The sequence below is a fragment of the Neobacillus sp. NPDC097160 genome, assembly GCF_044762155.1.
Classification (GTDB): domain Bacteria; phylum Bacillota; class Bacilli; order Bacillales; family Cytobacillaceae; genus Neobacillus.
Genome location: NZ_JBIWDU010000001.1, coordinates 95,340 through 109,217 on the forward strand (window position 1 = coordinate 95,340; position 13,878 = coordinate 109,217).

Consider the following 13,878-nt stretch of genomic DNA (forward strand, 5'->3'; position numbering starts at 1 on the left):
TGTAGCTCAACTTAAGGTAGGTTTTTTTAAAGTGGAGGGGTAAGGTAATATGGCTCACAATCTAAATGGAAAAATTGCATTAGTTACAGGTGGCTCAAGAGGACTTGGAAAACTTATTAGTGCAGCTTTAGCCGATTCAGGTGCAACAGTTATTGTAAACTATGCAAATAATCAAGAAGCAGCACAACAAACCGTTGATTTTATTCGATCTACTGGAGGAAAAGCTCTATCCGTCAAAGCGGACGTGACAGATGAGGAATCAGTAAAGCACCTTGTTAAACAATCTGAAGAAAAAGCTGGTGGAGATATAGATATTTTAATTAATAATGCAACTGGCCCTCATCCGGAATTACCTATTGAAGAGTGTACATGGAACGATTATTTAGATCAACTTAATTTCTTCGTAAAAGCACCTTTATTATTAACAAAAGCTGTTTTACCTGGAATGAAGAAAAAAAATGAAGGTCGAATTATTAATATAGGAAGCGAAGTTGTTCAGATAGGAAATCCAAATTTTTCGAATTATGTAACAGCAAAGTCTTCTCAACTTGGAATGACACGTTCTTGGGCAAATGAGTTAGGACCTTTTGGCATTACGGTTAATTTAATCAATCCAGGTTTTATCCCAGTGGAAAGACATGAGGGAATAGATACGAGTGAATATAAAAAAGGAGTTCCTCTTGGTAAAATGGGTGAGCCTCGAGATATTGGAAATGCTGTTGCATTTTTGGCATCAAATGAAGCGAAGTTTATCACAGGACAATGTTTATCAGTTAATGGTGGAAATACCTTTGGAATTTAGAGGTAATAAACTAGGAGGAAGTACCTTGGTAAACGTAGAGATAAATGAATAACAAATTCCGTATGAAATGACAAACCCAGGTATTTCTGGGAACTTTCTTTTAGATAGAGACTAAATAAAGGCTCTGAATATAAGTATAAAATTAAAATATTTACTACTAAATGGGAGGAAAGCTACAGTGATTAAGTATTTAAAAGAAGGTAAAGCAAAAGAAGATATTGCATTAAATGATGAGCAAGTTTCCAATATAGTTTCTGAGACAATCAAAGAGATTGAACAGAATGGTGATAAAGCGGTCAGAGAATTGTCAAGAAAATTCGATAAATGGTCACCAGAGAGCTTTAAATTAACTGAAGCACAAATTCAAGAATCTATAGATCGATTATCAGAAGAGATCATCCACGATATTAAATTTGCTCAAAATAATGTACGCAGATTTGCTGAAGAACAAAGAAAATCAATGGTGGACATTGAGGTAGAAACACTGCCAGGTGTTATTTTAGGACATAAAAATATCCCAATTACTAGTGTAGGGTGTTATATTCCGGGTGGTCGTTATCCAATGTTGGCATCGGCACAAATGAGTGTATTAACAGCAAAAGTGGCTGGGGTAGAAAGAGTCATTGCATGCACACCACCAATTAATGGAATAATTCCAGACACTACAGTGGCTGCTATGCATTTTGCTGGAGCTGATGAAATTTATATTTTAGGTGGAATTCAGGCAATGACGGCAATGGCAATTGGCACAGAAACTATACAGGCTGTAGACATGATTGTAGGACCCGGAAATGCATTTGTAGCTGAAACAAAAAGACAATTATTTGGTAGAGTTGGAATTGATTTATTTGCTGGTCCAACTGAAACTTTAATCATTGCTGATGAGACATCTGATGCAGAAATTGTGGCTACTGATGTTTTAGGCCAAATTGAACATGGTCCAACTTCACCAGGTGCTATTATTACTACCTCTCAGAAGCTAGCTGAGGAAACTTTAGTAGAAATAGAAAGACAAATTAAGTTATTACCTACAGGTGAGATTGCTAAGGTAGCTTGGGAAGATTATGGAACATTGATCGTTGTTGATACAATTGAGGAAGCATTAGAAGAAGCGGATAAACTGGCGTATGAGCATGTACAAGTTATGACAGAAGATCCTGATTATTTCTTGCATAATTTAAAAAATTATGGAGCACTTTTCCTTGGTCCTGAAACAAATGTAGCATATGGAGATAAGGTAATAGGAACAAATCATACTTTACCTACTAAGGGGGCTGCTCGATATACAGGTGGACTATGGGTAGGTAAGTTTCTTAAAACTTGTACTTATCAAAAAGTTACTGAAGAAGCAAGTGCATATATTGGGGAGTATGCTGCCCGACTTTGTCAATTGGAAAACTTTGCTGGACATGCTGAACAAGCTTTAATCCGAGTACGTAGATATGGAAGGAAATAGACGATAAAAGAGTTATTGGTTCTAGTGCGAATAGTACGAAACTTTTAATATCCTTTTTGCACTAGAGTCGATTTTATTGTGTAAGGGGCTTGCTAATAGATGGTGAAAAATAAGTTCATAAAAATATATGAAGACATGGCAGAACAAATTCGAGATCAGATTGAAGCAGGGTCAATGTTGCCTTCAGAAAAGGAATTGGCCATTATATATTCAACGTCAAGAGAAACGATCCGCAAAGCACTTAAAATATTGTCTGATAGTGGATACATACATAAAGTACAGGGTAAAGGATCAATTGTACTGGAAGCGGCAAATTTTGAATTTCCCGCTTCCGGGATCATTAGCTTTAAAGAATTGTCTAAAAAGACGGGTCAACAAACAAAAACGGTTGTAAAAGAGTTAAAAAAAATAAGACCTACAAAGGATTTGATAAAGAAAATGAAATTAGGTAAGGAAGATGCCATGTGGAAAATCTTCCGAGTGCGGGAGATTGAAGGTGAAAAGATTACTTTAGATAAAGATTTTCTTGCTGAAAAATATGTCCCTTGGTTAACAAAAGAAATTTGTCAAGACTCTATCCACGAATATCTTGACAGGGAATTAGGACTAACGATCTCGTTTGTTATAAGAGAAATTTTAATAGAAGTACCAACGGAAGAAGACCGTGGCCAATTAGACTTAGAAGACTTTCACAGTATCGTTGTTGTCAAGAACTATAACTATCTTAAAGATGCTAGCTTATTCCAGTACACAGAATCACGCCATCGGCCCGATAAATTTCGTTTTGTAAATTTTGTTAGGAGTAAATAAGAGACTAATTGTGAATGCAGTTAAATGGGCTCAGCCTGTACAACGAAATCGTCCAGTCTACGATCGTGATAGGAGAAGGGAGATAAAAAAATGATAAAAGAAATTTATTATATTGTTGTAATGGGGAGTACCTTTGAACGGTATAGTGAAGAATTAGATCACTATCCAAGTGAAAAAGAAATTGAAGGCTTCATCAAAAAGTATAAAGGCGGAGTAAGTTTAAAAGTAGAAAAAAGATATAAATGCGTAGATTAATAGATGTTTAGAACCAGTGGTAGAACCAGTGGGACGGTTCTCCTGGCATTTTCCAATGCAAAAGAAACCAAAAAAGCCATGAGAACCGTCCCCATGGCAATTTCCCTTTATAGTTCTTCCCCGTTGCTTTCGATTACTTTCTTATACCAGAAGAATGAGTCTTTCCGGCTTCTCTCCAATGTACCGTTGCCTTCGTCGTCTTTATCGACATAGATGAAGCCGTATCGTTTAGACATTTCGCTAGTTGACATCGATACTAAATCGATTGGCCCCCAAGCTAAGTAGCCCATTAAGTCAACGCCATCGCCAATGGCTTCTTTCATTTGTTCGATGTGTTTTCTTAAGTAATCAATACGATAGTGATCATGGATGGAACCATCTTCTTCCACCTTATCATAAGCACCTAAGCCATTTTCAACAATAAACAGCGGCAATTGATAACGGTCATACAGTTCGTTTAAGACGACGCGTAAGCCAATCGGATCAATTTGCCAACCCCAATCAGATGCTTCTAAGTAAGGGTTTTTAAGTGAGTTCATTAAATTACCCTCGGTCCGTTCTCCTTCCGGGGAGGCTGAAGATAACATCGACATGTAGTAACTGAATGTAATGTAATCGACTGGATGCTGTTTCAGAATCTCATCGTCACCAGTTTCTTTGACAATCTCAATCCCATTTTCCTTAAAGAAACGATCCATGTATTTCGGATATTCCCCGCGGGCATGGACATCTGTAAAGAACAGATTTTCCTGGTTATCCCTTTGCGCCTTTAATACATCTGCAGGATTTGGTGTGTTCGGGTAATGACTCATTCGTGCCAGCATGCAGCCCATTTTTCCATTTGGATTTATTTCATGTAATTTTTTCGTAGCAAGCGCACTTGCGACAAATTGGTGGTGTAATCCTTGATATCTTGCTTGCATCGAGTTTGCTTCTTGATCCGATAAAACGCCGCCGCCGGTAAACGGGCTAATGGTAATCATATTGATTTCGTTAAAGGTGATCCAATAGTTTACCTTCTCTTTATAACGCTTGAATACTGTTTCGGCATAGCGAACGAAATGTTCAATGGATTCACGGCCAACCCAGCCATTATATTTTTCCGTTAAACCATAAGGTGTTTCGTAGTGTGATAAGGTTACAATTGGCTCAATATGATATTTCGCTAATTCATCAAATACATTGTCGTAAAATTGTAATCCTGCTTCATTTGGCGTTTCATCATAGCCATTAGGAAAAATCCGTGACCAATGAATCGAGAGACGAAAAGCCGTAAAGCCCATTTCAGCAAGTAAGGCAATATCCTCCTTATAACGGTGATAAAAGTCAATTCCTTCGCGTTTCGGATGGCGTGCGGTCGATTCACCACTTAAAGTTTTTCGAATTTGTTCAGTGGTGATTTCCATTGCATTGTCTTTTGTTCGCTGATCTTTCGGAATGTATTCGACAAAGTCTGCAGCAGATAAGCCTTTGCCGCCTTCATCAAAGCCGCCTTCAATCTGGTTGGCAGCCGTTGCTCCGCCCCAATAAAAGTTTTTTGGAAATTTTGCTTCAAATTGTGCCATGGTAAACTCTCCTTTATTTTACAATTGTTAGTATTGTTTCTTCTGCAGTAACAAGTCTTGGATTTGTTGGTACGACGTCTAAATAATCGGCCGTGGTGGTGATGATCACAGGTGTTGTCGTCTTATAGCCGGCCTCTTTAATAGCTTGAATGTCAAAGGTTACTAATTTGTCGCCTTTTTTAACGATTGAGCCTGATTCGACATGGGATTCAAAGTGTTTCCCGCCTAATTGAACGGTATCAAGGCCGATGTGGATTAAGACCTCAACGCCATCTTCACTGATTAAGCCGATTGCATGTTTCGTCGGGAATAGTGTTGCTACTTTCCCATCAAAGGGTGCGGACACAATCCCTTCAGTTGGTTCGATCCCAACACCTTTACCCATTGCCCCGCTTGAAAATACAGCATCATCTACTTTTTCTAAAGGGATCATTTCACCTTTTAATGGTGCAGGTAATTCATAGGTTTTGCTTGAATCCTCATCAGTATGAAGTGGTGCAGCTTCCACTGAGTTTTCAGTAGCTTTTTTCTTCCCTTCCGTACCAAAGATGAACGCTAAAATGGTTGCAGCAAGGAAGGCGGCGCCAATACCGAAAATATAGCCGAGTGTCGGTGTATAGGCTGGGATGGTCAGTGCACTATTAAATACAAACCCAAATACTCTTACATTAAATGTGGCAACAATCGCACCGCCAATGGCGCCAGCTATTAATAATAATGGTAATAACTTTCGGTATCGTAATACTAAGCCGTAAAGTATTGGTTCGGTGACCCCAGCGAACAAACCGGATAGTGTTGCCGCAAAGGATAAAGATCGTAATTCTTTATTTTTCCTCGAGCGTAAGAATATCCCAAAGGCGATCCCCATTTGTGCAAATGTAGACGCTGCAGTAATCGGTCCAATCATATCGCCGCCGCGGGAGAAATTATCAATCATGATGGGAACTACGCCCCAGTGCACACCTAAGATGACTAATATCGGCCAAATACATGCAATGATAATCCCAGTGACGATGGCCGATTTTGCCATTAAGAAAGTTACGGCTGTCCCAATTCCTAAACTAATGTATTGGGCAAACGGCCCGAACACTAAAGCCGTTAATGGGACCATGACCAAAATACCTACCATTGGAACAAAGAACAATTGAATCGTATCTGGTGTATGTTTTTTTACGAACCGTTCTAACGGTGCATAGATGGCCATGGCAATTAATAATGGGAATACGGTGGATGTATAATCCGATGCAATCAGCGGGATCCCGATAAAACTGACATCCCCAGTTGCTTTTAACAATCCTGCGAAATTAGGGTCAAGCAACCCGGCTGCAATGGCGCCGCCAACAAAGGGATTGGCATTCAACTTCTTAGCCGCGGAAATCCCCACAAAGATCGGTAAGAAATAGAAGAGGCCGCTTGAGGCTGCGTTTAAAACAGCGTAGGTTGATCCTTTTATATTAATCAGGTTTAAAATATCAAGGATTGCTAGCAATGCCTTGATCATACCTGCCCCTGCTAGAGCCGGAATTAATGGGGAGAACGTCCCGGAAATATATTCAAAGACTTTAGCCATGACGCCAACTTTTTCGCTTTTTTCATTATTAGAGGCCGATTCTCCAGACTGAATATGGTGGTTCTTCATAATCTCTGTATAAACTTTTCCTACTTTATTTCCAATCACCACTTGAAATTGACCGCCTTTTTCTACCACAGTCAGAACATCAGGGACATTACGTAAGGCATCCTTATCAGCTTTACTATGGTCATCCAGCTTAAATCTTAACCGCGTTGCACAGTGAACGAGGGAATGAATATTTTCTTCGCCGCCGACTAATTCAACAATGCGATTGCCTAATTGTTTGTTCTCCATTGTTTTCTCTCCTTTTGAAAAATAAAAAACCTGAAAAGAACAGAAATAGACATACATCTACTCGTTGTTCTCCCCAGGTTTTGCCTGCCAAACAGTAACAATCCTTTTAGGAATGGTTTAATTTTTTTCTCGACTTGAAACCCGATGAATATGAATCATAAAATAGGCTAACTCATCTTTGGTCATTTCCATTTGATATTGCTTTTTCAAATACGCTTGTACTTTCTTCGTGCATTCATAGGCTTGCGGGTATTGCAGCTTTACTTGCTGATACAAGGCATCATTCGCATCGTCATTTAACTCACCGCGCAGCATTCTGTAGGCGAAATAGCGCAGGTGGGTGATGAAGCGGCTGTAATTCATCGACTCTTCATCAAAATCAAATCCATAATGATACTTCACAATATTTGTCACATCATGAACGATGTTCGTCATCGCCATTGTCTCTTCCATCCCGGAACTATCTTGCCTTGCGTTGAAGAGATGCAGGGCAATGGATGCCGCTTCATCTTCGGGCATACTTACACCCGTTTTCGCTTGGATCATTTCCAATGCTTTAAGAGCAGCACGGTATTCCGCTTTGTAAAACTTTTGCACTTCCCACATCAGTGCATTCTTGATTGAGAGCCCATTTTTTGTTCTTGTTACAGCGAAATGAATATGATCAGATAATGATAAATAAAGAGAATCATTCAGTTCAGTGTGCAGTTCCCTGTTGGCCATCTCGATAATATCTTTTGAGAGTGCCATGATTTCATATGGAATTTCATCGAGTAAATCAGATAATTTTTCAGCAAAGCTTTTAGAAGGGGTGATAAATGTCTTTTCTATTTTTTCCGGATCGATCTGGTCGCCAATCTTTTTCTGAAAAGCGAGGCCTCTACCCATGACGACCATCTCCGTTTGATTTGAATCCGCTGTTAAAGCGACATTATTATTAAATATTTTCTTGATTTCCATATTTATCACTTTTCCTTCGAAAATTTAAATAAAAAAACCTGGATTAACAAAATCATAGATAGGTTTCCCTACTATAACTTTAATTAATCCAGGTTTTGCCTGCCGAACAGTAACAATCCTCTGATTGATTTTTATTATAGATGATAACGGTTACTTTTGCAATAGAAAAAAGTGACAGGACTTGTGTGGCTAGAACGATTAAGTGAAATGTTCGCAAAAAAGCTGTGCTAGGTATTCATTGCAAAATATTACTATAAAAAAAACGGACGGCTCTTGTCCTTCCTTGGCAGGAAGCACTTGAGCCATCCTTCTTAATAAATCACAACCGGGTCGTATGTGCTTAGAGTATTATACAAGGTTTTCATTACACTAGGGGGCGTGTTGACGCAGCCGCCTGATCCTGCCGTTAGATAGGCAGTACTTCCCCAGTTTGACCGCCAGCTGGCATCGTGAAATCCTTGTCCGCTGTTTGTGAACGGAGCCCAGTAATCCACTTTAACAGCATAATCTCCTTTACCTACGGCAGTACCCGTAAGTGTGTACCCTGTTCGTTTATAGAGGATATACCATACTCCTTTTGACGTGTCTTCACCGGTACTGTGTTTGCCGGTCACTACATTTGTTGTGAGTACCAATTGTCCATTTTTGTAAATCCAAATCCGCTGTTCGGCAATGGACACTTCAGCATACGTGTCACCAATGCCATTATTCGCAGTCGTTTCAAAGCCGATGCCTTCATTGCTCCAGCCTTTTCCGTAAATATTTGAAGCAGCGATCGATTTTTCTCCTTTTTCAAAAGTTTCCTTAACCAACGCTGTTTCTTTATCCACATCCAATGCCCAGCCATAGCCTTGTCCTTTTACCGAAATGACCGAACCTGAGTGAGTCTTAAATGTGAAATCTTTATTTAAGGTTGATTGAGAACGATTAATTTCATCTATCTTGGTCTTAATGTCACTCTCGGCGATTGTAACCTTCTTATCTTTTGACACATAGGCATTTTTAATTAATTCACTGGCTTTTAAACTATGCACTTTGTCCTGTACCTTATACTCAACGGTCCGCCCAAGGAGATCCTTTAGCGCGTTCTCCTCTTCTTTTATAATCGGACTGTCCGCTTTGAGCGGCTGTAGTAATACGGGATTCAGATGGATATCACTAGTATATTTTTGTTTATTAAAATCCTTTAATAGCCCTTCGATATCATACTGTTCTCCATTAATGCCATCTGCAATGACAATTTTACCTTGTTCCACTTTCGCCTCAGCATCTTGGGGTGCTTTTAATTTCTTATTCATGGATCGGAGTTTTTCTTCTACTTGCTTTTTCATCGTTTGGGTTCGAAACTCATCCGCCTGTTTGGGTAATAGCGAATAACCTTTTTCCTTTGAGGAAGGAAAAAACGTCCACTGGCTTTTCAGTAATTTTTGTACCTCAGAAAGATCTTTATCTGAAAATACCATCTGCGTATCTTTTTCATCTAAAATGAGCTGTTCTCCGACATATACTCTGTTTTTTAATACAGCTGTTTTTAATTTTTTTGTTGCTTGATCAGCAGTCAGTCCACCGACTTTTGTGTCATTAATCGTAATCTGCGAATTGAACCGGGTTGCCTGATAATAGCTCATCCCCGTAAATAGAAGTGCAATAATAATGATAACTCCAATTACAATAAATTTCCGGTTCTTAGGCCGTTTGAATCGGTTACTCCGTCCAGTATTCATTTCTTCAACTGTATCTTTTGCCGTGCTCATCTACATTCCCTCCGCTACATGGTAACCCAGCTACCAACCTTTTGCCTTACTTTTTAATTATAACTATTATACTACTAAATGGTATGGTGTGGAATTTGTCACATTTTGTATAAGGGAAAAAATTTTATTTTATTGAAGCAAGGGAGCAATTATTCTTGCTTCATTTTGTTGATTTCATGGGGACGGTTCTGGTGACTTTTTTTATTTGTATCTTAATAGTAGCAATTAAATTTAAAAGATAAATATTAACAAATTGATATAAAACAAAAGCCCAGAAATAGATTCTGAGCGTTTGCAATAATTCACTATTAATAAAATAGAGTAGCCTATTGATTAGCGGCTTCTTTTATACTGCCTGCAGTATTATGAACAGAAAGTTGATCAAGCAGTTTCGTACTCTCTGTATTTAGCCCTATCAGATTAACCTTAACTCCATTTTGCTGATACTTCATCACTACTTTATCTATTGAGCCAATGGCAGAGTCATCCCAAAGATGGGCATGGGATAAATCGATATCCACTTCAGCTATTTCTTCTTTAAAATCAAAATAATTCACAAAATCGGTAACAGAAGCAAAAAAGAGTTGTCCTGATACACGATAAATCTTTTTCGAGGAACCTTTTACTGAAAAAGTTTTAATATCAACTTTTGAAATCTTAGAGGCAAAGAAAATGGCACTCAAGATTACCCCTATCAATACCCCAATAGATAGATTATCCGTTGCTACGACGGTAATGACTGTAATGAGCATAACCGCAGTTTCTGATTTAGGCATAATCGGCAATTTTTTTAATGAAGACCAATCAAATGTCCCAATGCATACCATGAACATGACAGCTACTAATGCAGCCATTGGGATTTTAACAAGGACATTATTTAAAGCCACAATAAGAATCATTAAAAATATAGCAGCCCAAAAGGTGGAAAGCCTACCACGTCCACCTGATTTTACATTAATCCCAGATTGACCAATCATGGCACAACCAGCCATTCCTCCAAAAAATCCAGAGACAATGTTGGCAATCCCTTGACCACGAGCCTCTCGATTTTTGTCACTAGTTGTATCTGTCAAATCATCTACAATTTGTGCCGTTAAAAGAGATTCAATTAATCCAACAACAGCGATTCCAAGTGAATAAGGAAAGATGATTCGCAGTGTTTCCAAATGAAATGGAACATGGGGGAGCCAAAATGTAGGCAAGGCTTGTTTTAATTGACCAAGGTCTCCGACTGTGTTGACGTGTGCACCAGTTGCCACCGAAATAATGGTGATGATAATAATCGCTACAAGTGGTGAAGGAACTGCCTTTGTTAATCGAGGGAAAAGATAGATGATGGCTAATCCTCCTGAAACCATTGCATACATCACCCATGATTGCCCTTTAAAATGGGTTAGCTGCGCCATAAAAATTAAAATAGCTAATGAATTCACAAAACCCACCATAACCGAACGAGGAATAAATTTCATTAACCTAGCTACTTTCAGAGAACCAAAGATAATTTGAATCATCCCTGTTAGGATTGTTGCAGCTAATAAGTACTGTAATCCGTGATCTTTCACTAAACCACCCATTAATAAGGCGGTTGCTCCAGTTGCAGCTGAAATCATAGCAGGCCTGCCACCGACAAAAGCAATCACAAGGGCAATACAAAAAGAGGCATATAGACCAACCATTGGATTAACACCCGCAATAATCGAAAAGGCAATCGCTTCTGGAATAAGTGCTAAAGCCACAACAGTACCTGAAAGAATATCTCCCTTCATATTCCCGAACCATTCATATTTAATTGTATTTACATTCAACAATAGACACCTCATTTATATATTATTATTTTGACTTTCAACTCTCATGAAAGCCGGGTCCGTTAATAATAATAGAAAGTATAACTGAATATGACCATTTTGTGAAACCTAATGTAAACGTGGTCATAAAAGCTTTACTCTTAAATACTGCTATTTCGGCTATTTTATTAGGTTTTATTAAATAAGATTTATCGTCCGATAAATGGGGCTGAGAATATGGGCCCTCCTGCCTTATAGATGAAGTAACTATGACCATGAACTCTATATAGGAAATGCCTAGGTAAATGGGGATAAATAAGGAACGCACTAATTGGCTAGAATAATAAGGTGAAAGGGGTTTGTATATGGACTTTACAATTAACTGGAAAGAAAAAATGGCATTTTCGGGGGTTACCCCATCCGGGCATGACTTTATAATGGATGCCGCTTCAGAAGTGGGAGGTGAGAATACAGGTCCGAGGCCTACGGAATTACTTTTGCAGGCCGTTGCCGGCTGTACGGGAATGGATATTATCTCGATCTTGCATAAAATGCGGCTGGAGCCTGCCTCCTTCCAAATGGATGTGACGGGTGAGCGTGCCGAAGAGCATCCGAAAAAGTTCACATCCATTAACATTCATTATGCGTTCGATGGGGAATTACCGGAAGATAAGGTCATACGGGCGATTCAATTATCAAAAGATAAATATTGCTCGGTTTCTCATTCGTTAAATGCGGAAATAACCGTAAGCTACTCCATTAATGGTGTGAAAGGTAACAATAGCATTTAAGGGGAATACTCTCAGCTTAGCAAAAGTATAAAATTGTATAGTGTGAAAGCGGCGTGAATCACTTCAGACTCGCTGCTTTTTTATTGGTTATTTCCGACAAACTTTTCACCTTTTCATGAAACAAAAGACGCACCTATCAAGCGATCCAGCGTTTCTAATCAAACAATTAATTGATGTAGAAAAAAGTGATAAAGAGAAGAACGCTGTAGGAGCCGAAGAATGGAATCATTTTCTGGGGAATAATGTTGTTTTTTCGATTCAAATCATCGACAAATATTTTCTCTCCAGATTCCTCGAATCCCTATACAGCAGTGTATTCAGCTTTCAAACAAACAATTGATAATGAAACTGAACGATACTTGTCGTTTTTAACAAAAATTGACAAGAAAGGTTTAGAAGTGTTACATTAGATTTAGTAAATTAGTAATTTACTAAATTACTAAATCGCGAACGGTTCCTGGAGGTTATCATGAAAATTCCAACTACATTAAAACATAAACCTGTTATTGTCTCCGAAAATTACGAAAATGTTGATGGCAGAAATGCGTATCAAACCGACGCAAAAGGTCTCTCATTAGGCTTGGCGCAGTGGAATGACCGGGGAAAAATTGATATTTCCGCTAAAGTGTGGAGACATACTGGCGAAAAGTGGTCAAGGCAATCTGAGGAACTGCCGCTGCATCGGGTTATTGATCTTGCAATTCTCGTTTGCCGAACACAACTTCATTTCCGAGATGCTTACCGTTATGAAAAGTTATATGATTCCGAAAACCCTGTTATTGATCGAGTAGGTTTGCAGGGGGACGCCATGTCGGTGGCAGTATGTACGGACAATGAAAAAATTGATGAGGATATTCAATTATTCCGCCAAGCCCTCAGTGAAGATGATGAGCTTATGGGTGAACGATTGCGTGTCTTATCAAGCATGTTAAAAGAGATGGGCTATTAGTTATAGTGCTCGAAGGGAGAGGAAACTATGGATAAGAGCAGGCGTAAGGAGCTAAAAGCGGAATACAAGGAAATTAAAACCTATATGGGAGTTTACCAAATATTAAACAAAGCCAATGGTAAAATCTATGTTGATAGCTGTCCCAATTTAAAAAATAAGTGGCTGACCTTACAGGCACAACTTGAAATGGGGATGTTCGCCAATTTTCAGTTGCAAAAGGATTGGAATGAACTTGGAGCGGAGGCATTCGACTACGAGGTGCTAGAGAAAAAGGACGCTGGCGAAGTGACAGATAAGCGCTGGGAGGCCAAGCAAATGAAAAAGCCGTGGCTGGAGAAACTGCAGCCCTACGGGGACAAAGGGTATAATCGATTAAAATAGGTGACAGCTCGCCCCGAGATTAATCCTTCCTTCATTGGCTTGATGAACGACTGCCGTCGCAGTTTGGGCCAAGTGCGACTTAATCGTCTTTAACGGCCTGATGAAGGCAATTTTGTTGGCATTCGATCAGAGTTTTGGTCTTCATTGACTTTATGAAGACCATTTTGCGTGCATTCGATCAGAGTTTTGGTCTTCATTGACTTTATGAAGACCGTTTTACTGGCATTCGTCCAGAGTTTTGGTCTTCATTAGCTTGCTGAAGACCATTTTGCTTACATTCGATCAGAGTTTTGGTCTTCATAAGCTTGCTGAGGGAGGGTACGGCTCAATTTTCTCCGCTTACGACATGTTTTCAGCCGCATATTACATATTTTGTGGTACTTACGACATATATCCGAACACTTATGACCTATTTTTTAAAACTTACAACAATTTGCTGGAAATTAATTAGAAATCAAACGAACTTCAGTATTTTACTTCGCACTTTCCTCCAACTACAACGTA

Annotated in this window: 12 protein-coding genes; 7 read left to right on the top strand and 5 right to left on the bottom strand. The window is 39.0% G+C overall.

The genetic code is table 11. The features are described 5' to 3' along the window. Positions 1 to 49 precede the first annotated feature (49 nt). The 4 genes from ACIQXV_RS00505 to ACIQXV_RS00520 all read left to right on the top strand — a co-directional run bounded on the left by ACIQXV_RS00505 (position 50) and on the right by ACIQXV_RS00520 (position 3,323). The gene (locus ACIQXV_RS00505) at positions 50 to 802 is read left to right on the top strand and encodes an SDR family NAD(P)-dependent oxidoreductase (protein ID WP_402954429.1); all 753 of its coding nucleotides are present in this window, start codon (positions 50 to 52) and stop codon (positions 800 to 802) included. Between the two features lie 178 nt (positions 803 to 980). After that, entirely contained in the window at positions 981 to 2,258 is a 1,278-nt protein-coding gene (gene hisD / locus ACIQXV_RS00510; RefSeq protein WP_402954432.1) for a histidinol dehydrogenase, read from the top strand. Between the two features lie 99 nt (positions 2,259 to 2,357). Then, positions 2,358 to 3,068, top strand: a complete 711-nt coding sequence (treR, locus tag ACIQXV_RS00515) for a trehalose operon repressor (RefSeq protein WP_402954435.1) — start codon at positions 2,358 to 2,360, stop codon at positions 3,066 to 3,068. Between the two features lie 90 nt (positions 3,069 to 3,158). Continuing rightward, positions 3,159 to 3,323, top strand: a complete 165-nt coding sequence (locus ACIQXV_RS00520) for a hypothetical protein (protein ID WP_402954438.1) — start codon at positions 3,159 to 3,161, stop codon at positions 3,321 to 3,323. A gap of 107 nt (positions 3,324 to 3,430) precedes the next feature. Here the strand turns inward: ACIQXV_RS00520 and ACIQXV_RS00525 are convergent, their stop codons facing one another. The 5 genes from ACIQXV_RS00525 to ACIQXV_RS00545 form a co-directional block, all read right to left on the bottom strand. Continuing rightward, positions 3,431 to 4,888, bottom strand: a complete 1,458-nt coding sequence (locus tag ACIQXV_RS00525; RefSeq protein WP_402954443.1) for a glycoside hydrolase family 1 protein — start codon at positions 4,886 to 4,888, stop codon at positions 3,431 to 3,433. 13 nt (positions 4,889 to 4,901) lie between these two features. Further along, positions 4,902 to 6,755: a beta-glucoside-specific PTS transporter subunit IIABC gene (locus tag ACIQXV_RS00530; RefSeq protein ID WP_402954446.1), complete on the bottom strand. Its 1,854-nt coding sequence runs from the start codon at positions 6,753 to 6,755 to the stop codon at positions 4,902 to 4,904. Between the two features lie 117 nt (positions 6,756 to 6,872). Next, the gene (gene licT / locus ACIQXV_RS00535) at positions 6,873 to 7,715 is read right to left on the bottom strand and encodes a BglG family transcription antiterminator LicT (protein ID WP_402955213.1); all 843 of its coding nucleotides are present in this window, start codon (positions 7,713 to 7,715) and stop codon (positions 6,873 to 6,875) included. A 311-nt stretch (positions 7,716 to 8,026) separates the two neighbouring features. Continuing rightward, positions 8,027 to 9,469: a L,D-transpeptidase gene (locus ACIQXV_RS00540; RefSeq protein ID WP_402954449.1), complete on the bottom strand. Its 1,443-nt coding sequence runs from the start codon at positions 9,467 to 9,469 to the stop codon at positions 8,027 to 8,029. 326 nt (positions 9,470 to 9,795) lie between these two features. Next, positions 9,796 to 11,274 carry a SulP family inorganic anion transporter gene (locus ACIQXV_RS00545; protein ID WP_402954452.1) on the bottom strand — a complete coding sequence of 493 codons (1,479 nt, stop codon included), beginning with the start codon at positions 11,272 to 11,274 and terminating at the stop codon, positions 9,796 to 9,798. Between the two features lie 344 nt (positions 11,275 to 11,618). Here ACIQXV_RS00545 and ACIQXV_RS00550 point away from each other — a divergent pair, with 344 nt between their 5' ends. The 3 genes from ACIQXV_RS00550 (at position 11,619) to ACIQXV_RS00560 (ending at position 13,374) form a co-directional block, all read left to right on the top strand. Beyond that, complete coding sequence (locus tag ACIQXV_RS00550) at positions 11,619 to 12,044, top strand: OsmC family protein (RefSeq protein WP_402954455.1); 426 nt, start codon at positions 11,619 to 11,621, stop codon at positions 12,042 to 12,044. 469 nt (positions 12,045 to 12,513) lie between these two features. Beyond that, on the top strand, positions 12,514 to 12,993 hold the full coding sequence (locus tag ACIQXV_RS00555) for a DUF6530 family protein (protein WP_402954457.1): 480 nt from the start codon (positions 12,514 to 12,516) through the stop codon (positions 12,991 to 12,993). 27 nt (positions 12,994 to 13,020) lie between these two features. After that, positions 13,021 to 13,374 (top strand): GIY-YIG nuclease family protein, encoded by a 354-nt coding sequence (locus ACIQXV_RS00560; protein ID WP_402954460.1) that lies wholly within the window; start codon positions 13,021 to 13,023, stop codon positions 13,372 to 13,374. Positions 13,375 to 13,878 lie beyond the last annotated feature (504 nt).